This window comes from Candidatus Symbiopectobacterium sp. NZEC127, assembly GCF_025962675.1.
GTDB lineage: Bacteria > Pseudomonadota > Gammaproteobacteria > Enterobacterales > Enterobacteriaceae > Symbiopectobacterium.
In genome coordinates this window covers 109,350-133,166 of the sequence record NZ_JAGFPG010000005.1, presented here as the reverse complement: position 1 = coordinate 133,166, position 23,817 = coordinate 109,350, and the positions used below count along the sequence as shown (strand labels likewise).

Genomic DNA, 23,817 nt, shown 5'->3' with positions numbered 1-23,817 from the left:
TGGCCGTTGTGTTTAGCTGCATCGCGTTACGCCTGTTCCGTTGGCATAAATGCCGGGGGCGGCCCGACATAGCGCGGGATAAAGGAGACACACCAGGCGATGGCAGAGGTGAAGGCGACAAACACGCCGCGAATCATCGGCGGCGCATAATCCGCCATGCGCAAATAGCCCCTGAACCCTAATGCCAACACGTCCCCCAGGCTTTCCATCGGCTTGTCTTCCGGAAAACTGTCCTGCCACAGCGCCCAGGTGTCGGCGCGCGCGAAGGTGCACTGAATAAAATCGATATGCTGCTGTATCGAGAGATTGACCATCTTCAGCCCAATCTTGGTGCCGAAAGCGCGGGTGACTTCGAACGGGAATGCGTATTCCTGCGGGCCGCGATTCAGCAGCAGTGACCCCTTATCGCCCTCTTTTAACAGGCCGTCGGCATGCATCTCGATGCCGACGCCACCGTCGGAATAATCGCGTAGCGTACAGGAGTAATGGAATCCGTCTGCGCGCAGGATGGCGGCCGGGAGAGCGATTTCAACGCGATGCGATTGGCGTACCTGCTTAGCCTCCACGGAAACCGCGACGGCACCGCCGAGTATCGTCATGTTATAGGCCACCCACACCAGACTGATGATCACCGTCATCACTTCTTCCGGCGGACCATACACCATGCGCCAGGCACCGAAGGCCAGACCGAACAGATTGAGCACCACCAGAAACAGGTAAGGGCGGGTGATGATCCAGTCAACGTGCACATCCTCGACCAGCCCGCCTTTGGCGGTAACGTTGAACTTGCCTTTGTGCGGGTTGAACAGCGCGACGGTGGTAGGCCGCGCGATATACCACGCCAACACGGTTTCATACACTTCACTCCAGAACGAGTGGCGATAGCGGCCTTGAATGCGTGAGTTGGTCAGGCTGGAGTGGATCATGTGCGGCAGCACGTACAGCGCGATGGCGAGTGCCGGTGCATAGATGATGTAAGCGTGCAGCAGCAGAAAGGCCAGCGGTGCCGTCAGAAAAATCAAACGCGGAATGCCGGACAGGAAGTGCAGCATGGCGTTGGCGTAGCAGAGACGTTGCCCAAGCTTCAGCCCTTTGCCGAACAGCGGATTGTCCAGCCGGAAGATCTGCACCATGCCGCGCGCCCAGCGGATACGCTGGCCGATGTGCGCCGACAGGCTTTCGGTGGCAAGCCCGGCGGCCTGCGGGATACGGATATAGGCGGAGGTGTAACCGCGTCGGTGTAAACGCAGCGAGGTGTGCGCATCTTCAGTCACGGTTTCCACGGCAATGCCGCCCACCTCATCCAGCGCGGTGCGGCGCAGAATGGCGCAGGAGCCGCAGAAGAAGGTGGCATCCCACATGTCGTTGCCGTCCTGCACCAGCCCGTAGAACAATGTCCCTTCATTCGGCGTACGGCGGAAGCGGCCCAGGTTGCGTTCAAACGGGTCCGGCGAGAAGAAATGGTGCGGCGTTTGCAGCATGCCCAGCTTGCGGTCTCTAAGGAACCAGCCCATGGTCAGTTGCAGGAATGAGCGTGTCGGCACGTGGTCACAGTCAAAGATCGCGACAAATTCGCCGTGCGCCTGTTTCAGCGCATGGTTGATGTTGCCCGCTTTGGCGTGTTCATGCGTCGGGCGCGCGATGTAGTGTATGCCGACGCTGTTGGCAAACGCCTTAAATTCTTTGCGATTGCCATCGTCGAGCAGGTAGATATTGATTTTATCTTTCGGCCAGTCGATGCCCAATGCCGCGTAAAGCGTGGGTTTGACCACGCTCAGCGGTTCATTGTAGGTCGGCACCATGATGTCGATGGTGGGCCATTCGCGGCTGTCTTCGGGCAGGGCCGTTGGCTGGCGATTGAGCGGCCAAATGGTTTGGAAGAAGCCGAGCACCAGTACTATCCAGGCGTAGGTCTCTGCCAGCAGTAACAGCAAGCCACAGATCAGACTGAGCGGGTCGTCCCAGTTAAGGGTGGACGTAAAACGCCACCACAGGTAGCGGCTGGAAACGGTCAGCGACAGCACGATCATCATCAGCGTCGGCAACCGTCCCGGCACCCGACGCACCAACATGGCAATGCCCCACAGCAGCAGCATAAACATAAACTGCGCCAGCAGATCGAGCGGCTGGGTGATACACAATATCGCCAGCGCGGTGGTGGCAAGGGCGAGAAGAATCAACAGCAGCGTTTCCAACGCCGATACCGGCGGTTTCTGGGTATCAGCGGACGCCTCTTGGAGACCCATGCGCTGCGGCAGTTGCTGCATCATATTGAGATAGCGCTGACGCCAGCGCGGCAGCGCCGAAAACAGATTACGCCGGGCGGCAGGGATCTGCCCGTTACGTACCACCAGCAGCCACAGCCCCTGTGCCAGATAACGCAACGGATCGGCGGGGCGAGGTCGATGTGGGGAAATATGGGGAAACCAGAAGGCACTTTGGTTACGAATCCGCTGCCAACTGGGCGACTCAAGGCGCAAAAACGTCCAGGCCAACACCGACAACAGCGTGCCCATGCCTGCCGTGAACAGGGTGGCCCCCTGTTTGAGAAAGTCACGGTAGCGCTGGCGTACCGCCGAATAGGCCGGGGGCACCAGCAGCAGATTGAGCACCGTGCTCATGGCGCCTCCGTCGTCAGATTGATCAGGCACCAGTTGGCTAACGTCAGCATCTCTTCTGCGGCGAGGCTTTGCGGGCTGTGCTCCCCAGTGGCCAGTTTGCTGGCGAGGGATTCGGCGACCGCTTCATCGCGGTGGATGACCAGCGGCAGCAGGTTAGGCAAGGTATGCAGCCACAGGTGATGCAGATCTTGCTGCAATGTGCTGATGGTGGCGAATTGGTTCACTAAAAAATGGCCGTCGGCGGGCAGCGTTTGCTGGTGCAAACGGATATGACAATTGGCGTCAGGCACAATAACGGTAAACACGGTGTCTGCCTGCACCAATGCTTGCTGAACCGCCAGTGTGGCAGGCCCTGCGGGCAGATCGAGCAAAACCCAACGGTAGCGGCCAAGCCCGGCGAGATGGCGCAGATTGTCACGCCAAAAAGAGGGCACGTGTTGCAGGCGCAGGGCCAGCGTTTCATGCTCTTCTGGCGCCAGAGTGCCAAAAGGGATAAACGCCAGTTTGGGCAGATATTGCATGGCACCGCGATGCCAGGCGTCGCCGTCCAGCTCGGCGCGCGCCCAGCCGCGCGTATTGTGCGCGGGCATATTGAAATGAAAGCGCAGCAGGTTGTCCGCCGAGAAATCAATAGCCAGCACTGGCTCGCCAAGTTGCTCAAGTGCCCAGGCCAAACCTGCCGTCAGCGACGTTGTCCCAACGCCGCCACGAATCCCCTGCATCGCAATCACCGGCATGCCTGTTATCCTTGTGGTTCAGTGTGCTGTGATTCAGTGGCGGGGAAATGTGCCAACTCAGCCAGCAATGGCCAACGAGCCATCATCTGTGTCAGACGCGCCTGATGCGAAATATCGATATAAGCAATGGGTGGCAAGGAAAAAGCGCGGCGCAACACATTCAAATCGTCATGATGGTCGGCGAGAGTAATAGCATTTTGGTGAGTAGCGTTATTTTCCACGGTTCCCTATGCCTCTCAAGGATGCTTATTCGAATAATAAATAGCGTGCTGACAAATACATTCCCGCGCCCTCTCGTCTCTGGTATTCCAGAGTGAGAACTCAGCGCTATACCCTTGTCATTAGTCGAAATATTACCTATTAAGTAATAGAACACTTTTTCAGAATTGGTAAAAATTTCGCGAGTAATCGTGAAAAAATGTTTTCCTATTATGGCGGCGCAATTTTTGTTATTTGTGAATAGCGTAACTATACTCGGTACTTGCAAAGAACGGTTCAACAAGGGACTGTGCGTAGTGCTGTTCTACGTGGTTCGGCCTGCGTGCAACGTGTTATTCCATCTCTTTAACGATAAAGACAACACCCATGGTGCCACGCTTTTTATTAGGGCTTCGGGAACTCCAGGATGAATTAACCACCATGCAGGTTCCTGGACTGTACTGGATTAATTGTGACAGATCTGTGGATGCCGAATTACTTTGTCGGCAATGCATTGGTGCGCAATCAGAACAGGCGCGCGTGACCCTTATTCGCAGCGGCGCCGCAGATGACGCTCCTTTTACTCCATTATTACCCACTGCGCTGGCCCAGTTCTCACGCTACCGTTTGGCGGAGAGCAAAGCGGCATTGATGGCCTTGACCAATGACGTCACCCGAGCCACCGCGCCGCGTCAGCGCCTGTTTGTTTTGCTGCTGCCCGCGACGCAGTGGAAGGATTTTTCTACCGAACAGCTTCAGCGTTGGATTACCCATACGGCGGCCTGGTTGGCGCAGCGGCAGTGTGCATTGGTGGTGGTGGCCCACGGCAGCGGCGTAGGGCGATTGCGCGGAATATTGACCACGCAGCACCGTACCCTGTATGGCCTGGCGCACCTGCAATGGCAGCAGGATCGCGCCCAATATCTGATCGCCTGGTGGAGTGAAGGTGGTGGCATTAACGCCAATCTGGCGGTGTTGATGACGCCGCAAACCCAGGGGTGGCAACTGTTGCGCGATGAGGACGACGATCCTGCGTCCATCACGCCGCTCCTGAACGATGAAAACCTGTTTTATGCGGAGCGCAGCGTGCTGGAAGGCGCGCCTGCATTATCCGACCACTGGCAACTGCTGGACAGTAACGCCGAACTGGCGCAGCAAGCCCAGCTCACGCACTCCGCGACGCTGATTTTCTCGCTGCAACAAACGCAGGATGTGGACATGCTGGCGCGTTGGGTGCACAGCTTGCGCCGTCAGCGTGGCAACGCCTTGAAAATCATGATTCGCGAGATGCGGCCTTGCTTGCGATCCAGCGATGAACGGCTGCTGCTCGCCTGCGGTGCCAATATTGTTGTGGCTCATTCCGAACCGTTATCCCGCTTTCTGGCGCGGTTGGAGAGCGTACAGGGGCAACGCTTTGGACGTCACGTGCCTGCCGATGTCGAGACGTTACTGACCACGATGCGGCCTTTGCAATTCAAGGGCTACCTGCCACAGGTGGCGTTCAGCAACGCCGTGCGCATGTTGATCGAACACTCCCTGATGCCGGAAGGGGGAAAGGGCATTCTGGTGGCGCTGCGCCCGGTGCCGGGATTAACCGCAGAACAGGCGCTGCCGCTGTGCCAACTGCGCCGTTTTGGCGATGTGGTGACGGTGGCACAGCAACGTCTGTTTATTTACCTCTCGACCTGTCGTCCCAATGAACTGGAGACGGCGCTGAAATCCATTTTTCGCCTGCCGGTCAACGAGATTTTCAGCAATCGGCTGGTGTGGTCGCAGGATGTGCAGATGCTTATCGAAGTAAAATCCTTGTCGCAAACCCGTGAAGAGAGCGTGATCTCCAGCACCGTGCAGTCCGTGGTGCTGCCGCGTGAGGAGCGCCCGGCGTCAGTGCCGATTCGTCGCGAGCCCATCGGGTTGGCGCTGTTTGAGGCATCTTCGGAGGGAAAAACACCATGATGCTCAGCGATATCCTCCAGATTATTGCATTGAGTGCGCTGGTTTTTTTCCCACTGGGCTATCTGGTGCAGCGTTACCTTTCACCGCGTTATCAGTACTGGAAAAACCGGCTGTTACGCCCACGCTACCTGAAATCTGACGGGGTGTGGATGCGTGACGACGCTGAGTCACAGGCGGATAAATAACATGGATGCAAAAAACACGATGTCGCCGAAACAACATGTGTCGCCGAAACAACAGCTCTGGCGCTATTGGCGCGGACTGGGTGGGTGGAATTTCTACTTTCTGTTGAAATTCGCCCTGCTGTGGTTTGGTTACCTGAATTTTCACCCGTTTTTAAACCTGGTATTTCTGGCGTTTCTGCTGTTTCCATTACGTGCTGAGGGGTTGCACCGGGCGCGCAATATTATTGCCATCCCTCTTGGGATTGCCCTGTTTTACCACGATACCTGGCTGCCAGGGGTCAACAGCATTCTCAGTCAGGGCAGTCAGGTTGCGGGCTTTAGCGCTGCCTATCTACTTGAGCTGGTGAGCCGCTTTATTAACTGGCAGATGGTTGGGGCGGGTTTTGTGCTGCTGGTGGCGTACCTTTTTCTGTCGCAGTGGATCCGCATTACGGTGTTCACCGTTGCGGCGGTAGCCTGGCTGAATATTCTAACGCTGGGTGGGCCCGCGATTGCACTGCTGCCATCATCCTCGGTGGCTTCCGGAACCTCTGCGTCCCCCAGCGCGGGGAATGCACCGGCGGCGGCGACCTTGCCGCCTACCAATGAGAACCTGACGGCCTACATCAACCAGTTCTATACGCGGGAAAAATCGCGCGTCAGCGCGTTTCCGGCTGCACTGCCTGCGGATGCACAGCCCTTTGACGTGCTGATTATCAATATCTGTTCGCTCTCCTGGTCGGATTTGCAAGCCATCCATCTCGATACCCACCCGCTGTGGCAACGTTTTGATGTGATGTTCTCCCAGTTCAACTCAGCAACCGCTTATAGCGGCCCGGCATCAATTCGTCTGCTGCGTGCCAGTTGTGGGCAAACGTCGCATCAGGGGCTGTATCAACCGGCCAACCGCGAGTGCTACCTGTTTGATAATCTGGCTAACCTCGGCTTTAAATCACAGCTGATGCTGGATCACTCCGGCGTGTTCGGCAACTACCTTAAAGAGGTGCGGGAAGAGGGCGACATGCAGTCGCAACTGTTATCGCAACAAGGTATTAGCCATCAGATCACCTCGTTCGACGGCGAACCGATTTATAACGATCTGGAACTGCTCAACCGCTGGCTCTCGGGCACCACTCAGCAAGGCGCAGCGCGCAGTGCCACCTTCTTCAACGTGATCCCCTTGCATGATGGCAACCGTCTGGTGGGCACTAACACCTCGGCGGATTTTGCGCCGCGCGCCAAGACGTTGTTCGATCAGTTGAATGCGTTTTTCGACGTGCTGGAAAAATCGGGGCGCAAGGTGCTGGTGGTGGTGGTGCCGGAGCACGGTGCCGCACTGGAAGGGGATAAGATGCAGATGTCCGGATTGCGTGATATCCCAAGCCCCAGCATTACCCATATTCCGGTTGGCATGAAACTGTTTGGCGCTGCTGCTCCGCATCAGGGCGCACCCATTGAGATCAAAACGCCCAGTAGTTACCTGGCGATCTCAACGCTGGTGTCTCGTCTGGTGGACGGTAAAAACTTTGTGGCACCGACCATCGACTGGGCGGCATTGACGCAGGAGCTTCCACAAACCGAGGCCATTTCTGAAAATGAAAATGCCATTGTGATGCCCTATCAGGACAAGGTCTATATCCGTCTCAACGGCGGCGATTGGGTGCCTTATCCGCAGTAACATCAGGTCAATCAGGCAGACCCACAGTGGGTCTGCCTTCCACTCTTCTTGCGCGCTTCCCCTCCTCGACGCTGGTGCGACACAGTTCGGATTAAGATGAAATCCCATTGGGTTCATAAAAGGGCATTGAGACGCGCTTAAGCTGGCCTATACTAGCGCGATCGTGCCCGGTGAACCGTGCAACACAACTGAACAAGCGCCATCGACGGAGAACAGGTTTGCGGCTGAGACGCTCTTTGACAATCAAACAGATGACGGCAGTTTCCGCCGTGGCGGTGGTGACGCTCAGTCTGTTTATTGTGATACAACTTTTTCACTTCGTGCAGCAGCGGCGTGAAGATTATGCCAGGCAACTGGAGAGCATCGCTTTTTCCGTGCGTGAACCGTTGGCGGAGGCGGTGCTGCGCGGTGATGTGCTTCGCGTTGAAGCGATCCTCGATAACCTGCTGCCCGTGGCATTTCTGAGCCGCGCCGACGTGATGTTGCCCGGCTACCTGCAAACGTTGCACGCACGCTTCCCGAGCGAACGCCCGGTGCCTGCGTGGCTTGCGCGCGTATTCAAATTACCCATTCGTATCGCGGTGCCGCTTTATGCGCTACCGCAGGCACCGACATCGGCGCCGCTGGCGACGCTGGTGCTGCAAGCGGATTCCCACCGTATGTTTCAGTTTATCGTCAGCACCTTTTCCATGCTGTTGGCGACTTACTTCTTGCTGGCGTTGATCCTCTCTGTCGCGGTGACCTGGTGCATCAACCGTTTGATGATTCACCCGCTGCGGGCGGTGATTACCGAGTTGCAGGAAGTGCCGACGGAACAGCTGTTGCAACATCGCCTGACGCCACTAAAGCATCATCACGATGATGAGCTGGGCGCACTGGTGCGCAGCTATAACCTCAATCAGCAGCGTTTAGCGCAGCAGATAACGGATAAAGCCGCGCAGCCCAACGACAAGGATGTGACCTAGTCCGCCATAAACTGCTGAAACAATATCGCCCATTCCCGTTACCGTCTGATAACACTAGAAATTACCCTTACAAAATAAAGGTATTTTATTATTTCAATTGTATTTTATTGGTTTTTCTATTTTTAACATCAAATGGACTGGTTTTGTTATCGTTATATGTTGCAAGAAAATTACTTGTATGTTTGTTTTTTGCATTCTCGCTGATGTGATTCAGCTCTTATTTTTAACCTGACGTTCACAAACTAAAGTTATAAAACATTTCCACTCTGTTACCGCAATGTTACTTTTCGCCGCAGTCACAGAGGCGTCGTTTGCGACCCTATGTGTTTCCCTACCATAGGATAAGTATATGAAAGCGTCGATTTTTAAAAGTCTTTATTTTCAAGTCCTTACAGCGATAACGATAGGGATACTACTAGGTCATTTCTACCCGGAATTGGGTGCGCAAATGAAACCGCTGGGCGATGGATTTGTTAAACTGATCAAGATGGTGATTGCCCCCGTCATCTTCTGTACCGTGGTGACCGGTATTGCCGGTATGGAAAGCATGAAATCGGTGGGCCGTACCGGCGCTGTCGCTCTGCTCTACTTTGAAGTTGTCAGCACCGTGGCACTGATTATCGGCCTGCTGGTGGTGAATATCATGCAGCCGGGTGCGGGCATGAACGTCGATGCGTCCACACTGGATGCCTCTGCGGTAGCGGTCTACACCCAGCAGGCGCAGCAGCAGGGCGTGGTGGCGTTCCTGATGGATGTGATTCCCGCGAGCGTGGTGGGTGCGTTCGCCAGTGGTAACATTTTGCAGGTGTTGCTGTTTGCGGTGATGTTTGGTTTCGCATTGCACCGTCTGGGTGAAAAAGGGCGTGTCATTTTCAACGTGATTGACAGCTTCTCACACACCATTTTCGGCGTGATCAATATGATCATGCGTCTGGCACCGATCGGCGCCTTCGGCGCGATGGCGTTCACCATTGGTAAATACGGTGTCGGTTCGCTGGTGCAACTGGGCCAGTTGATCATCTGCTTCTATATCACATGCCTGCTGTTTGTTTTCCTGGTGTTGGGCAGCATCGCCCGCGCTACCGGATTCAGCATTTTCAAATTTATCCGCTATATCCGCGAAGAGCTGCTGATTGTGTTGGGGACCTCCTCGTCAGAATCGGTGCTGCCGCGCATGCTGAACAAGATGGAAAAAGTCGGTTGTAAAAAATCGGTGGTGGGCCTGGTGATTCCTACCGGTTACTCCTTCAATCTGGATGGCACCTCTATCTACCTGACCATGGCGGCGGTGTTTATTGCTCAGGCCACCAACAGTCATATGGATATCTGGCATCAGATTACGTTGCTGGTGGTGCTGCTGCTCTCCTCGAAAGGTGCCGCAGGCGTTACGGGCAGCGGGTTTATCGTGCTGGCAGCGACCATCTCTGCCGTTGGGCATCTGCCGCTGGCCGGTCTGGCGCTGATTCTGGGCATTGACCGCTTTATGTCAGAAGCGCGTGCCTTGACCAACCTGGTCGGTAACGGCGTAGCGACTATCGTGGTTGCCAAGTGGGTGGGTGAGCTGGATGAAAAGCAGCTGGAAAGAGAACTCTCCGGGCATAAAAAAGACGATACGTCTGTACCGACCGTACTGTCATAAATCTGTTTTACCCTGCGCCAACGCCCCGTTGGCGCAGTGATAACGGGGTATCCCCGTTCACGCTTCTCATCATTCCCCGTGATTGCGGCTTGCCATCACGGGGAATTTTTCATAAGGTTGCGGCCAGGCAATCGCGTTGTGCACGGTCTGTATCGGGGGCATAACGATCAAAAACCGCTTATTGGTCATCATTTCGTCTCTATTTCCAAAATTATTTCATCGTATTGAGTGACATAGGCAAAAGTGTGCGGTCTAACGTAAGGGTAAACTGATCGCTCTGATTTCCCCGTAATATTTCCGCTGGCACATCCTGATAGGGGTATGCGTATTGGGCGGTGAGAGAGTGCACAGGCCTTATTGTAACAATCATCTTTTACTGTGTTGGATAGTCAGTTAAGTAGGGGTTCACATGCAGGGCACCAAAACAGGGTTCTTAGTTGGTGGAGTGTTGCTGGCGTTGGCTGGTGGCAGCGTGCAAGCTGAAACACTACAACCCGATCCTGCCTGGCAGCAGGGAAAGCTGGATAATGGTTTTACGTGGCAGTTACTGACCACGCCGCAGCGTCCCGGGGATCGGATTGAATTACGTTTAGTGGTTAACGCCGGTTCGCTGGCTGAGAGCGCTCAGCAGTCGGGCTTTGCGCACCTTATTTCTCGTTTGGCACTGACGCCGGGCGATAACTTACCTGTCGCACAGCTTCCTTCATTGCTGATACCGGAGGCTAACGGCGCGAAGCCGCTGCCGCCCGTGTTTGTCTCTTATGATTACACCTCCTACAATCTCAGCTTGCCCAATAATCGGCCTGAATTGCTCAAAGATGCGTTGAATTGGCTGGCAGAAACGGCAGGGGGCATCAAGATTGATGACGGCAGTATCGCTAACGCGTTACGCATCGCCGATCAGGTGGTGAGTGTTCCCGCCGATCCGCAGGATCCTACCTGGCGTTATCGCTTGAAAGGATCGTCTCTGCTGGCGCACGATCCGGCACAGAACGTCAAAGCACGCCCAACGGCTGAAATGATGTCGCAGTTTTACAAAGCCTGGTATACCCCGGATGCGATGACGCTGTACGTGGTGGGGCATGTAGAAAGCCGTCAGATCAACGAGCTTATCAGTAAAGCCTTTGTCTCGCTGGAAGGGAAACGCGCCGCACCGGCCCCAATGCCGACGCTCTCACCGCTGCCTGCGGAACCGATTGGTTTTATGCTCGATAAAGCGAAGCGCGATACGCTCTCGCTGGTGTGGGATATGCCGTGGCATCCCATCCGCGAATCGCAGGCGCTCATCCGCTATTGGCACAGTGATTTGGCGCGCGAAGCGCTGTTCTGGCATGTGCAGCAGGCATTGGAAAAGAGCGGGCTTAAAGAAACCAGCGTGCGCGTTAATTGCGATGTGTACTACACCCGTGCGCAGTGTGGCATCCATCTGGACAGCCCCAACAGCGAGAACGCCGAGGCCGCGTTGACCTTCCTGGCGAAAGAGCTGGTGACCTTGCGTGACAAGGGGCTTACGCAGCAAGCGTTTGATGCGCTGATCGCGCGCAAGAGTGACGAGCTCAGCAAACTGTTTGCAACCTATGCGCGTACCAGCACCGATGTGTTGATGCAGCAGCGCTTGCGCTCACAGCGCAACGGCGTGGTGGATATTGCACCGGAACAGTATCAGAAGCTGCGCCAGGCTTATCTCTCTGAATTGACGCTACCTTTGCTGAATCAGGAACTGCATCAGCAGCTTTCTCAGGACACTACGCTGATGCTTAAACAGCAAAAGGGTGAAGCGGAAGTGAACACCAAGGCATTGTATGAGGCGTACAGCAAAATCATGACGCCGCCGGTCGCGGTGGAGGCAGCCTCAGCCGCGCCGTCGGAGGATGCAACGCAGACAAAGCCGGCACAGTAATGTGCTCTGGTGGTTGCGTCGCCCAATAAAAAGGGAAGCCGTCTGGCTTCCCTTTTTCGCTGTTTCTCGCGGTGTTATCAGGCAGGCATGGCGTCTTGCGGGATAATGGCACCACGGTATTGAATCACCGTGCTGGCAGTCAGGTGGCCGCGTTTGGCCGCTGCTTCCGTCGATCCGCCACACAGGCGCACTGACAGATAGCCCGCGCTAAAAGAATCGCCCGCCGCAGTGGTATCCACTACGCGCTCTTTCGGCAGTTTCACCGCCGGAACATCCACCAGCGGCTGGCCGTTTTCAGAAATCAGGCAGGAATCTGCGCCGCGTTTAATCACCACTTCAGACACACCGAAACCGTGCGTGCGTGCCAGCACGGCATCTACCGGCTGTTCGCCCCACAGCATATCTTCGTCATCCAGCGTCAGGAAGGCGATATCGGTGCACGCGAGGATGTCACTGTAGGCTTGCTGTGTCTCTTCTTTGCTTTGCCACAGGCGTGGACGGTAGTTGTTGTCGAAAATAACCTTGCCACCGTTGGCACGGCAGGCGCGCAGCAACGTCAGCAAACGCTGGCGGCTGGCGGGGTTAAGAATCGCCACGCTGATACCGCTCAGGTAGAGATAGTCAAAAGTAGCCAAACGCGTGCAGATGGCATCGGCATCTTTGCCATCCAGCCAGAAACGCGCGGCGGCGTCATTACGCCAGTAGTAGAAGGTGCGCTCACCGGTATCGTCGGTTTCAATGAAGTACAGGCCTGGCAGCTTGTTGTCCAGACGCTGAATCAACGATGTACCAACCTTTTCTTTTTCCCAGGCCGTCATCATTTCCGTGCTGAAGCTGTCCGTGCCCAGTGCGGTCACGTAGTGGACGCCCAGAGCGTCGGTATTCACCTGGCGAGCGACATACACGGCGGTGTTCAGGGTGTCGCCACCGAAGCCGCGGTTGAGATCCGCGCCCTTTTGCGACAGTTCAATCATGCATTCGCCAATCACGGCAATGTTTTTAGTGGTCATCAGAAGCTGGCCCGTTCGAAAAAGTGAAGAAAAAGGTCATGAAAAAAACAGAGCAATGGGCTTCAGTCTCAACGTTCGCGCGCATTGAGTCAATAGTCTTAAAACGATGTTTTATTTTTTCATGACCTGGATCGGGAAAATTGACCACTCCCGATCCTTCTGGTGCTCAACGCGCGAAATATCAGGACTTCGGCTTGCGTAATTCGGTGACGCTTTCGCCGCCCAGTCCCCAGTTGTCGGTATCCACTTCATCAATGATAACGGTGGTGGTGGCTGGATTTTTACCCATGACGTCGACCAGCAGTTGGGTGACGCCCGCAATCAACTGGCGCTTTTGCTCTGTGGTGGCGCCATCGCGCGTGATTTTGATGTTAACAAATGGCATGGGATCTCCCGTTAATGGTTATCGTGGTGTGTCATCTGCTGATTTATCGCCTTTATAGTTCGCCGTTGCAATCCATGCCGCACAAAACAGCGTGAGGCGAGCAAAGAAGTAGAAGAAGGCCATCAGGCCAATCACCGAGCCGAAAGCGGCACCGGACGGGGTGCTGGCGAGTTTTGGCAACGCGACCGTCATGGCGAATTTGATGGCTTCAAACCCCACGGCGGCAAGCAGTGTGCCGCGCAGCAGCGCTTTATGCTTGGGCTTATGGCGCGGTAATATCATGAAAATCCAAAGAAATACCAAATAGTTAGCGGAAATGGAGATGGTGAGTGTTATCACGCGTAGCAGGGGCCGCAGCCATTCGATGCCCTCCAGTCCCAGCGCAGAAACGATGGCGCTTTGTGCCGTGCCCGCCGCCGAAGTGAGAAACAGCGTGATGGTTAACGCGATCAGTAGCCCTATCAGGGAGAGGAAATCCCGCACGTACTGAAAATAGATTTTTTCCTCTTCGTGCGGGTTACGTTCCCATACATCACGGGATTGGGCGCGGATCGCTTCACGCAAATTGCCCATCCAACTGATACCGGAATAGAGCGCGATCAGCAGCCCGGTAATACCGACGGTGGTGCGCTGTTCAACGGCGGTCTTTACCGTGTTTTTTAACGTCAGCGCCAGGTTGGGGTCGCTGATGCTGTTGACGATGCGGTCGATTAACTGCGTCAGCATATCGGGGTTAGAGGCGAGCACAAAACCGACGGTAGCGAAGGAGACCATCAAAATCGGGATCAGCGACAGAAAGGAAAAGTAGGTGATGGCGGCGCCAAACTGGTTTCCCATCCGATCGTTGAAGCGCTCCCCGGCGCGAATCAGGTGCGCGATGCTGGGGATAGCCTGAACGCGTTGTGCAATACGCTTACCGCGTGAAAGCCATGAAGAAGCCGCCTGCTGTGCTGATGAGGCGGTGGATGTTGAACGATGCGGATCGACCGGTGCGGGCATCCATTTCCTCCTGTTCAATGAAAAGCCGACGCCTGCAATCAACGGGTTATATAAACAAATTTAACCGTAGACGTCGTACAGCGATGGATTGATTATAACCAACAATCGGCAGAGGAAGGCGTTCTTTGTGTCTTTGATATGCATGATGTTCAAGCCGGAGGATAAAAACGTGCAGAGAAAAAAATCAGGACGACCTGCGCCTTAATTCGGTATGTATAAAATTTTGAACTAAATAATCACGCAAGTGATGATATGGCGCACATTTACGATGAAAGCGTGTTGACGCTTGTTTATACTCGTTAAAGACCGCTTGAGGTCTGTTTGGTTGGCGCTATTGCGCTGATGCTGCCACGCCGTTAATCGAGTAAAACCTTTCATGCCTGCTTCAGAGTCTGCGCCAAGCGCGCTGCGCCTTAATTTGCGTATTTTTTCCGTGGTGATGTTCAACTTTGCCAATTACCTGACCATTGGGCTGCCGCTTGCGGTATTGCCGGGCTATGTGCATGAACATCTGGGGTTTAGCGCCTTTTGGGCGGGGTTGGTGATCAGTTTGCAGTACTTCACCACGCTGTTGAGTCGACCGCAATCCGGGCGTATCGCGGATGAGAAAGGGCCGAAGAAAGTGGTGGTGCTGGGGCTATGCGGTGCCGTGGTCAGCGGGGTGTTTTATGCGCTGGCGGCCTGGAACGACAGTTCACCCATCGTGGCGTTGACGCTGCTGTGCATCGGCCGCCTGATTCTGGGCGCGGGGCAAAGTTTTGCTGGCACCGGCGCGACGCTGTGGGGCGTGGGCGTGGTGGGGTCACGGCATATCGGGCGGGTGATCTCTTGGAATGGCGTGGCGACGTATGGCGCGATGGCGATCGGCGCACCGCTCGGGGTATGGATCAATCACATCGGTGGGTTAAAACTGGTGTCGTATACCGTCATCGCCATTGCCGTATTGTTCGTGCTGCTTGCGCTGCCGCGTGAGGCGGCGAAAGTGACGCCGGGCAAGAAACTGCCGTTTCGTGAAGTGCTGGGCAAAGTATGGGTCTACGGTATTGTGCTGGCGTTGGCATCCGTCGGGTTTGGCGTGATCGCCACGTTTATCACCCTGTTCTATGCCGATCGCCACTGGGAAGGGGCTGCGCTTACCCTGACCATTTTCAGTTGCGCCTTTGTTGGCGTGCGTCTGTTATTCCCTAACAGCATTAACCGTTTTGGCGGGCTGCGCGTGGCTATCGTCTGTTTTACGGTGGAGATTACCGGGCTGCTGTTAATCTGGAGCGCCGCGCTGCCGCTGATGGCGGAACTGGGTGCTTTTCTGGCCGGTGCTGGTTTCTCGCTGGTGTTCCCCTCGCTGGGCGTACTGGCGGTCAAAGTGGTCGCGCCGCAAAATCAGGGCAGTGCACTGGCAACCTACACGCTGTTTCTCGATTTGTCCCTCGGATTGGTCGGTCCGCTGGCAGGGGTAATGATGGGTTACACCGGCGTAGGGGCGATTTATCTGGCGGCGGCGGTATTGGTGAGCGTCGGTTTGCTGATGACGCTGCGTCTGAGTCGCCGTGGCATTACGTTGGCGCAGGAAGACACCCTCTCGTCGCGGCAATAAGTGTTTATCCACCGCGCCGGTATGCTCCAACCGTCACACCGATTCAACCATGAACCGGTGTGACGCCGAGATGGCTAGTTAGCGGCTTTATCAATCAAAACCGCATCTACCAATACGCCTTTCTCATCAAATCGCAGTGATAGCATTTTGTCCTGGCCCGCTAGTGGGCCCACTTTCGGCAGAAAGAGCGGCTTTTTTTCGTGCCGGTAATGGTACAACCATAGCGGCGTCGCGATATCGCCCTGATTGTTGATGGGGGGACCGAGCTTTGTTAATACGTCGCGCTTAGTGGTTTTCCCGTTGATAAACAAGGTGTGCAGATTGTCGTTATCAACATCTTCTAACGCGGTTGAATGCGACCGTACGCTGTCCAGAACACACCCCGATACTGACAACACCATAGAAAGGAGATAGGTGGCTTTGCGTACACTAGTCATCGAAGCCCTGACCATATTTCTTTTTGACCTGATAAGGTGCGGGTTTTAACACGGTCACGCTTGTCGTAGGGTCGCGGACAATTTCGTTAAAGTGCAAAACGCATATTTTACTGTTTTCTTTCTGGTCGTAATTCAGATCGTAATCTTTCCCTGCTTCTGGAGTGATAAGAAAGGATGTCACGCAGTAACCGTGGGGACCGGCATCAGTGGAAATATTAACGATGGTCGGTTCAGATCTGATCTTTATTTCGAAGTAGTAGCCTTTATAGTCCTGTGGACGATAAGTCAACTTTGGTATGCCTATATCCCGCGTCTCGTTATAGAAACCCAACATGGTATGTGGCACAAGGTAGTGATTTTTCAGCCCTGGGTTACTTTTTTGCAGGATGGAGGTGCCGGTGACATTACCGACAAACCGAATTCTCGCTATGTGTTCACTGGCGTCAGTCGGATTGCTGTAGACAACGGGGTCTTGCGCGCGTGCGCCTAATTCCCCAAAAGATCGGCATCCCGTTAGACAAAGACAGAGCGTAAGCATAAGAACAGAATAGATTTTTATCATTTTTCTTCCTTGAAGTTGAGTTTTAGGCGTTATCGGATGAATTGCTTTTTTCTTTATGACACCGATTCCCTACATTGGGCGAAGCCTCACGTTTAATCCCTTACTTTTCATGGTGAAATAGGCCATCGTCGCCGACTCAAGGTGCGAGCGCGCATCGCGTTTTGCCTGCGCGCTGCACCACGCCAATTTTCGTTATCTACTGATTGCACTGGATTTTTTCTCAGCTCGATTCGATGTTTCTGAACATGGAGATAATCTTATGAGTAAAAACACCAAGCAAGACCCAAATCCCCAGGGGCGCCGTCATTTCCTTAAATCTACCGGTATCATGATGGGCGCATTGGGCGGCATGGCGCTGTCTCGCCCTGCGGCGGCGGTAGCGCCCCCCACGCCGGTGCCGCAGAACTGGGATACCACGGTGGATGTGCTGATTATTGGCACTGGCTTCGCCGGATTAGCCGCCGCCATTGAAGCGCGTAACGCTAAGGCGAATGTGCTGATTATCGAGAAAATGCCGCTGTTTGGCGGAAACTCGATACTCAACGGCGGCGATCTGTCAGCGGCAGGCTCCAGCATGCAGCAGACGCTGGGCATCAAGGATTCCCCGGAGCTGATGTATCAGGACATGATGAAAGCGGGTAACTGGCTGAACTATCCCGAACTGGCGCGCACCGTCGCCGATCACTCGGTGGAGGCGCTGGAGTGGGCCAAAAGCCTCGGGGCTGAGTTTGACCGGGTCAATTATCACGGTGGGCATTCAGTGAAACGCGCTCACCAACTGAAGCAACGTTCCGGTTCCGGGCTGGTGGTGAAACAGTACCAGAAAGCCAAAGAGCTGGGTGTGGTGATCGAGCAGCGTACCAAGCTGGAACGGTTGATTATTGATAGCGAAGGCCGCGTGCTCGGAGCAGAAGTGCGGCGTGGTTATAAGTTCCCCGATGATGCTTCCGGCTCTGTGGCGTTTATCCGTGCAACCAAAGGGGTGGTACTGGCATCCGGCGGCTTCTCGCAAGGGGTCGCCTTACGGCAAATGTACGATCCGCGCCTGACGGATGCGTTCACCTCCACCAACCAACCGGGCGCGACAGGAGAAGCGCTGATGGCGGCCAGCATGATTGGTGCTCTGGCGACGCAGATGGATTGGATCCAACTCGGTCCCTGGACAAGCCCGGATGAGCAGGGTTTCGGCTATATTCCGCAGTTTGTTGAACGGGTGGTGGGGTATGGCCTGATGGTCGATCCTGCCAGCGGCAAGCGCTTCTTTAAAGAAACCGGCAACCGTAAAGAGCGCGCTGATGCCATTATTCAACTGGGGCATCCGGCGGTGATTATCGCGGACAAAACCAACACGCTGAAAATGGTCGATGAAGGGCAGATGAACGGCGCGCTGAAAAATGGCTCGCTCAAAACCTATAATACGCTGGAAGAGGTGGCACAGGCTTACGGTATGCCGGTGGCGGCCTTTGTTGAACAGGTGAAGCGCTGGAACGGCTATGTGGATCAGCACCTGGAAAACGATCCTGACCTGGGTTGTATGATTTTCAAAGATGCTTCGCCCAATATCACGCCGCCTTACTATGTGGCGCGCCTCTGGCCGCGGGTTCACCACACCATGGGTGGCTTGGCGATCAATAAAGACGCGCAGGTGATTGGTTTTGATTTGAAGCCGATCGCCGGGTTGTATGCCGCCGGGGAGGCCGCTGGCGGGGTGCATGGCGCGGTGCGTCTGGGCAGCGTAGCCATGACGGATTGCATCGTATTTGGGCGTATTGCGGGTAAAAACGTGGTTAAGGCGAGCTGAACATAATAAGGAGAGAGGCCGCGTCAGCGGCCTCAGAATAATTACTTCAACGTCAGCGTGCGAATGATGCTTTCGGCTTCGGTTTGCGCCGCTTGCTGGTTATCGGCAGGCAGCGTGATTTGCAGCGTCAACAGTTGGTTTGCCACATTCCCCAGCAGCACGGAAGAGTAAACCTGCTTGCCGCTGCCACTGTTGGAGATGCTATCGAGCTGTTGCAGCGCATGGCCGTTAATCTCAATGGATTTGTTGGTCACAACCTGCAAGTTGGCATCGCGGGCGCGCTGCTGATCTTCAAGGCGCTGCGTCAAAACCGGCAGGGTTTCGTTGCTGCTGTCGCCGAGAATGACAATCACCGCACGCTGGCCGTTATCGTTGGCGTAGACATGCATGTTGTTGGCTTGCGAACCCACTTTTCCACTTTGATCATGCATATCCGCAGGCAGCGTGAACGTGATGTTGCCAGACAGCAGCGAGATGGTTTGACTGGCGGTTTGCGCGGCCGGAGCATCGTGTCCGGCGTGGCCCGCATTGTCGTCTTTCTTACCGTCGCAGGCGGCTAATAGTGCGGCAAGCAACGTAATTCCAAGATATTTCACTAGCTTCGGCATAAGCGTTCTTCTCTTTTATCAGGCATGCACGGGTAAACCGCTATATCGCACCCTATTCACTGGGGAAACTCAAGCGTTTTGTTGTCACAAAACCTATTTAGGACGGTTCCTGAGATAACCCATCCACACGCGGGGGATGGGTTGTCAGCCATCAGCGCCATTGTTCAGCCGAGGGCGGCTCGCGCAATGCGGGATGACTGTGGGATTCACTCAAACGCTTGAGCAGCATATTGAGCATCACACCGTACATTGGCAGGAAGAACAACAGGCTAATCAGCAATTTGAAGGTGTAATCGACCAAGGCGATCTCCACCCAGTTGGCCGCCATAAAAGCATCGGTGCTGCGATAGAAGGCAATGAAGAAGAAGGCCAGCGTATCGCTTAAATTACCAAACAGCGTGGAGACCGTGGGTGCGACCCACCAGGCCTTGCGCTGGCGCAGTCGGTTAAACACATGCACATCCAGAATTTGCCCTAGCACGTAGGCCATAAAGCTGGCGCACGCGATACGCGCAACCACGGCATTGACGCTGGAGAGCGCACTGAACCCCTGCCATTCTCCCTGATAAAACAGCGCGGATCCCACATAGGAAATCACCAGCGCGGGCACCATCACCGTCAAAATAATGCGACGCGCCAGCGGTGCGCCAAAGATACGCACGGTCAGATCGGTAGCCAGAAAGATAAACGGGAAGGTGAATGCGCCCCAGGTGGTATGGAACCCAAAGATGGAGATCGGCAACTGCACCAGATAATTACTGGATGTAATGATCAGTATGTGAAACAACGACAGCCAGACAAGCGCACGAAGCCGCTGCTGGGCGGTAAAATGAAACATGGCAATGTGACCTTTTTAGTGATTGGGGTGAGGGAACCCAAGTTGTGCCGTTAACAATGACATTATGGCACGTAATTCACGCTGCTTATTCAATGCGACCGATACAGGGATCAATGCGACTGACACGGGAGCAGCGCGCGGCATGATACGCTGTTAGGCAGGGATTGCAATGGCGAATTTATGCGCAATCGATATCGTAGGTTGCGCAGGAAAATCTGCGGCGTAAACTAGGGCGGTTTTGACGGCTGCCACACCGGGCGGTCGTTATCTATGCCCTTATGCCACTGCCGAGAATAATGATGACCGACACCTTCACCAACCCGGATAAAACCCTCGATGCACAGGGGCTGCGCTGCCCGGAACCGGTGATGATGGTGCGTAAAACCGTGCGTCAGATGGAGACCGGGCAGACGTTACTCATTCTGGCAGATGACCCGGCAACCACGCGCGATATACCGGGTTTTTGCGTCTATATGGAACACGAGCTTCTGGCACAGGAGACGGCATCACTGCCGTACCGCTACCTCCTGCGCAAGAAGTAGCCTTTTGACGTTATCCGGCGTCTTGCGTTTTTTCTCGTCGCAATAACCGCAGCGCGTTGGCGGTCACCAGCGCCGTGGCACCGGAATCAGCCAGCACGGCGAGCCACAACCCGGTGATCCCCAGCAGGCTGGTCACCAGAAAAATGGCTTTCAGCCCCAGCGCCAGGGTGATGTTTTGCCGGATATTGTTGCGCGTGGCGCGCGAGAGCCGAATCATGCCCGCCAGTTCGCTTAGCCGATTATGCGTGAGCGCCGCATCGGCAGTTTCCAGCGCCACGTCGCTGCCACCGGCCATGGCAATGCCGATAGCCGCCGATTTCATCGCCGGTGCATCGTTAATGCCATCGCCCACCATCGCCGTCGGGTGGATCTGGTTCATCTCGCGCACGGCATCCACTTTGTCAGCGGGCAGCAGCCCTGCTTTATAGTCAATGCCCAGCGTCGCCGCGATGGCTGCCGCCGAACGCGGGTTATCACCAGTGAGCATGGTGCAGCGAATTCCCAGTGTGCGCAGTGCCTCAATCGCTTGCGGCGTATCCGCGCGCAAGGTGTCACGCAGCGCCAGCAAGCCAATGATGTGCGCTTCTTCCTGTACCACCACCACGGTTTTTCCCTCGCTCTCCAGTGCATGAATGCGATCACGCCAGTCAGCGTCGAGCGCATCGGGCGAGATTTTGGCGGGGGCTTTGACGCTGATGGTTTTGCCTGCGATGACGCCCTCAACCCCCACGCCGGCCAGTGCACGCTGTGCCGTTGCCACTGGCAGCATCGGCGCAACCGTGCGGGCATGCTGGACAATCGCTTTCGCCAGCGGATGGTGTGAACCCGCTTCGATCGCCGCAGCGCGTGCCAGCAGCGCTGCCGTGCTTACGCCCTGCGCGGGTATCGCATCCATCACCTGAGGTTTTCCCTGTGTCAGGGTGCCAGTTTTGTCGAAGGCGATAGTATTGATGGTGCCCAGAATTTCCAGCGCCGCGCCGCCTTTGATCAGCGCACCGCGCCGGGCAGCGGCGGCAAGGCCGGAGGTGATGGCCGCCGGGGTAGAGATCACCAGCGCACAGGGGCAGCCGATCAGCAACAGCGTCAGGCCACGATAAATCCACTCTTGCCACGGCGCGCCGAACAACAGTGGCGGCACCACAATGGTCGCTGCCGCGAGCAGCATGATGGCCGGGGTGTAATAGCGGCTAAAGCGATCGAGAAAACGCTCTATCGGCGCACGATGGCTCTCAGCCTCTTCAATCAAATGCAAAATACGGTCGATGGCGCTGTTGCCCGGTTCGGACATTACACGCAGCTGTATCAGGCGATCGACACTCAGGCTGCCTGCCGACACCTTGTCGCCCTGCTCGCGCTCTACCGGAAGGGATTCCCCGGTCAGCGCGCTTTCATCGAAGCTGGCATGGGGAACCAGCAGTTCGCCATCAGCGGGCAATCGGCTGCCCGGTGCCACTTCGATCACATCGCCGGGGCGCAGTGCCGCAATGCTGACCTGAGTACGCTGGCCTGCACGGATTACCGTTGCGGTTTCTGGCATCAACGCCATCAACGCGCTGACGCCGCGGCGGGCGCGCTGTGCGGCGTAGGCTTCCAGGCGCTCGCCCAACATAAACAGCAAAATGACCATGGTGGCTTCGCTGGTGGCACCAATCAACAAGGCGCCCAGCGCGGCGACGCTCATCAGCGTTTCGATGGCAAAGGGCGTGCCGCTGCGAATCAGTTTAATCGCCTGTGAGAGCAGCGGTATCAGCCCCAGCAGCGTGGTGGCGATAAAGGCAATTTCTGAAGCGCGTGGCGAAAACAGCGAAAGTACCCCGCTGGCGGCGGTTAACACAGCAAACAGAATGAGAAAACCGTGTTCACGCAGGATACGGCGTAAAGGGGGTTCGGCAGGGGCGGATGATATTGGGGCTGTTATGCCAGGAGACGTATCTTGCCAGGTAAACCCAGCATGCTCAACGGCGCGTTGAATCTGTGTGCGAATATCGGATTGCGCATCAACAATCAGTTTTTCGGTGGCGAAGCGAACGCTTGCCTGAATAACGCCGGGAAGTGGGGTGATGGCGTTTTCGATTTTTTTGGCGCAACTGGGACAATCCATCCCACGGATAATCCAGCTGAAGCGCACGCCAGAAGCGGGTGGGGCATCACTGTCGCTGCCGTCGGGGTCGCCGGAATCGCCGCTCTCTCCGCCGTCAGACGCGCTGTGTTCCGCGTTGGGTGAAGTGCCGCATGCAGAGAGGGTTGTGGCGCTGTGTTTAACCGCGCAGCAGCTGCGATCGGCGTGGCTGCTGTGTTGTGTATGGCGCTGGCAGCACGCGTTGGCACCATGGTCGTGGTGACTATGTCCATGGTGAGTCTGGTGATGAGAATGCATCATGCTCTCCTGTTTGATGATAGTGGTTCTCATCCACGACTTTATCACTGCTGCCAGTGGCTGCACAGCGCTTTTGACGCTCCGCGCTGATTAAAAATAGAGCGCCCGCACGATCAGAAAATGGCCCGCGAAATAGCCGGCAGCCACAATCGCCTGATGGGCGCGAAACGGAAAACGGTAATGGTGAATCAGCCAGACGCCGTGGGCGATAAATAACAGCAGGCTGCCCGCAAACCAGGAGAGGTTATTACTGCTGCCGAGCGCAAAGTACTGTTCCCCGGCAACCCACACCATGACCGCATTCATTGCGACAAATGCCACGACCGGCCAGCGTAGGGTGTCGAGCCGTGACCACAGGATGGCGAGCAGTAGCGCGATAATCACCAGCAGCAACAGCGGTAACGGCCAGAAAAACGTGAGTGAGGTTTGTGCCACCAGAAACCCGATGGTGTAGAGCAGGTGGCAGGCGGAATAGGCACCGATGGCAAACAGCATGCGCTGTATGGGCAGCAACAACAGGATATCTGCGGCTAACGTTGCCAACAGGCCGAGCACGATAAAGTAACCGGTAACGCTCATCAGCGGCGTTTGCCAGGCCAGTGCGAGCAGCAGCGCGATGGTAATGGGCTTGAACAGCCAGCGTTGCCAGCCAGGCCCCCGGTAGCTGGCATCGACGTAGAGCCAGCCTGAAAACAGAACGGCAATAAACGACCAGAGCATAGCGTATCCTCATCACCTTATTGGGTTTTTCATCATTGAGTGTAGGAGATTGCACGCGGGATGAACAACACGCCGTGTGACAAGTG

Annotated in this window: 21 protein-coding genes; 9 read left to right on the top strand and 12 right to left on the bottom strand. The window is 55.6% G+C overall.

From position 1 onward, the window contains the following. Positions 1–26 precede the first annotated feature (26 nt). The 3 genes from bcsA to bcsR are packed head-to-tail and all read right to left on the bottom strand — an operon-like array spanning position 27 to position 3,579. The gene (gene bcsA, locus J5069_RS18170; protein ID WP_264645191.1) at positions 27–2,621 is read right to left on the bottom strand and encodes a UDP-forming cellulose synthase catalytic subunit; all 2,595 of its coding nucleotides are present in this window, start codon (positions 2,619–2,621) and stop codon (positions 27–29) included. Continuing rightward, positions 2,618–3,358, bottom strand: coding sequence for a cellulose biosynthesis protein BcsQ (gene bcsQ / locus J5069_RS18165; protein WP_264645190.1), 741 nt, complete (start codon positions 3,356–3,358; stop codon positions 2,618–2,620). The genes bcsA and bcsQ overlap by 4 nt, the downstream gene beginning before the upstream one ends. A 5-nt stretch (positions 3,359–3,363) precedes the next feature. Further along, a complete protein-coding gene (gene bcsR / locus J5069_RS18160) occupies positions 3,364–3,579 on the bottom strand; it encodes a cellulose biosynthesis protein BcsR (RefSeq protein WP_264645189.1) in 216 nt (71 codons plus the stop codon). A gap of 364 nt (positions 3,580–3,943) precedes the next feature. Here bcsR and bcsE point away from each other — a divergent pair, with 364 nt between their 5' ends. The 6 genes from bcsE to J5069_RS18130 all read left to right on the top strand — a co-directional run bounded on the left by bcsE (position 3,944) and on the right by J5069_RS18130 (position 11,858). Continuing rightward, positions 3,944–5,512, top strand: coding sequence for a cellulose biosynthesis protein BcsE (gene bcsE, locus J5069_RS18155; protein ID WP_264645188.1), 1,569 nt, complete (start codon positions 3,944–3,946; stop codon positions 5,510–5,512). After that, positions 5,509–5,697 (top strand): cellulose biosynthesis protein BcsF, encoded by a 189-nt coding sequence (bcsF, locus tag J5069_RS18150; RefSeq protein ID WP_264645187.1) that lies wholly within the window; start codon positions 5,509–5,511, stop codon positions 5,695–5,697. The genes bcsE and bcsF overlap by 4 nt, the downstream gene beginning before the upstream one ends. Positions 5,698–5,716: 19 nt before the next feature. Further along, a complete protein-coding gene (gene bcsG / locus J5069_RS18145) occupies positions 5,717–7,354 on the top strand; it encodes a cellulose biosynthesis protein BcsG (RefSeq protein WP_369076106.1) in 1,638 nt (545 codons plus the stop codon). A gap of 236 nt (positions 7,355–7,590) precedes the next feature. Then, the gene (locus J5069_RS18140) at positions 7,591–8,319 is read left to right on the top strand and encodes a hypothetical protein (RefSeq protein WP_264645185.1); all 729 of its coding nucleotides are present in this window, start codon (positions 7,591–7,593) and stop codon (positions 8,317–8,319) included. A gap of 349 nt (positions 8,320–8,668) precedes the next feature. Continuing rightward, positions 8,669–9,958, top strand: coding sequence for a dicarboxylate/amino acid:cation symporter (locus J5069_RS18135; protein ID WP_264645184.1), 1,290 nt, complete (start codon positions 8,669–8,671; stop codon positions 9,956–9,958). A gap of 409 nt (positions 9,959–10,367) precedes the next feature. After that, entirely contained in the window at positions 10,368–11,858 is a 1,491-nt protein-coding gene (locus tag J5069_RS18130; RefSeq protein WP_264645183.1) for a M16 family metallopeptidase, read from the top strand. A gap of 77 nt (positions 11,859–11,935) precedes the next feature. Here the strand turns inward: J5069_RS18130 and J5069_RS18125 are convergent, their stop codons facing one another. The 3 genes from J5069_RS18125 to yhjD all read right to left on the bottom strand — a co-directional run bounded on the left by J5069_RS18125 (position 11,936) and on the right by yhjD (position 14,252). Beyond that, entirely contained in the window at positions 11,936–12,868 is a 933-nt protein-coding gene (locus J5069_RS18125) for a sugar kinase (RefSeq protein WP_264645182.1), read from the bottom strand. A 181-nt stretch (positions 12,869–13,049) separates the two neighbouring features. After that, positions 13,050–13,253: a 4-oxalocrotonate tautomerase family protein gene (locus J5069_RS18120; protein WP_264626822.1), complete on the bottom strand. Its 204-nt coding sequence runs from the start codon at positions 13,251–13,253 to the stop codon at positions 13,050–13,052. Between the two features lie 18 nt (positions 13,254–13,271). Further along, positions 13,272–14,252: an inner membrane protein YhjD gene (gene yhjD, locus J5069_RS18115; RefSeq protein WP_264645181.1), complete on the bottom strand. Its 981-nt coding sequence runs from the start codon at positions 14,250–14,252 to the stop codon at positions 13,272–13,274. Positions 14,253–14,628: 376 nt separating this feature from the next. Here yhjD and J5069_RS18110 point away from each other — a divergent pair, with 376 nt between their 5' ends. Then, complete coding sequence (locus J5069_RS18110; protein ID WP_264645180.1) at positions 14,629–15,846, top strand: MFS transporter; 1,218 nt, start codon at positions 14,629–14,631, stop codon at positions 15,844–15,846. Positions 15,847–15,920: 74 nt separating this feature from the next. On the opposite strand, the gene J5069_RS18105 is transcribed toward J5069_RS18110, so the two are convergent. Continuing rightward, a complete protein-coding gene (locus J5069_RS18105; RefSeq protein ID WP_264645179.1) occupies positions 15,921–16,283 on the bottom strand; it encodes a hypothetical protein in 363 nt (120 codons plus the stop codon). Beyond that, the gene (locus J5069_RS18100) at positions 16,276–16,845 is read right to left on the bottom strand and encodes a hypothetical protein (RefSeq protein WP_264645178.1); all 570 of its coding nucleotides are present in this window, start codon (positions 16,843–16,845) and stop codon (positions 16,276–16,278) included. The genes J5069_RS18105 and J5069_RS18100 overlap by 8 nt, the downstream gene beginning before the upstream one ends. 259 nt (positions 16,846–17,104) lie before the next feature. On the opposite strand from J5069_RS18100, the gene J5069_RS18095 reads away from it, so the two are divergent. Further along, positions 17,105–18,646 carry a flavocytochrome c gene (locus J5069_RS18095; protein WP_264645177.1) on the top strand — a complete coding sequence of 514 codons (1,542 nt, stop codon included), beginning with the start codon at positions 17,105–17,107 and terminating at the stop codon, positions 18,644–18,646. A gap of 41 nt (positions 18,647–18,687) precedes the next feature. Here J5069_RS18095 and J5069_RS18090 read toward each other — a convergent pair whose 3' ends face one another. Then, complete coding sequence (locus J5069_RS18090) at positions 18,688–19,254, bottom strand: DcrB family lipoprotein (RefSeq protein WP_264645176.1); 567 nt, start codon at positions 19,252–19,254, stop codon at positions 18,688–18,690. A gap of 151 nt (positions 19,255–19,405) precedes the next feature. Next, positions 19,406–20,092 (bottom strand): 7-cyano-7-deazaguanine/7-aminomethyl-7-deazaguanine transporter, encoded by a 687-nt coding sequence (locus J5069_RS18085; protein ID WP_264645175.1) that lies wholly within the window; start codon positions 20,090–20,092, stop codon positions 19,406–19,408. Positions 20,093–20,391: 299 nt separating this feature from the next. On the opposite strand from J5069_RS18085, the gene tusA reads away from it, so the two are divergent. Continuing rightward, the gene (gene tusA, locus J5069_RS18080; RefSeq protein ID WP_264626834.1) at positions 20,392–20,634 is read left to right on the top strand and encodes a sulfurtransferase TusA; all 243 of its coding nucleotides are present in this window, start codon (positions 20,392–20,394) and stop codon (positions 20,632–20,634) included. Positions 20,635–20,644: 10 nt separating this feature from the next. Here the strand turns inward: tusA and J5069_RS18075 are convergent, their stop codons facing one another. Together J5069_RS18075 and J5069_RS18070 are read right to left on the bottom strand one after the other, a co-directional pair. Next, a complete protein-coding gene (locus J5069_RS18075) occupies positions 20,645–23,011 on the bottom strand; it encodes a zinc/cadmium/mercury/lead-transporting ATPase (protein ID WP_264645312.1) in 2,367 nt (788 codons plus the stop codon). A gap of 90 nt (positions 23,012–23,101) precedes the next feature. Next, positions 23,102–23,731 carry a lysoplasmalogenase gene (locus tag J5069_RS18070; protein WP_264645174.1) on the bottom strand — a complete coding sequence of 210 codons (630 nt, stop codon included), beginning with the start codon at positions 23,729–23,731 and terminating at the stop codon, positions 23,102–23,104. Positions 23,732–23,817 lie beyond the last annotated feature (86 nt).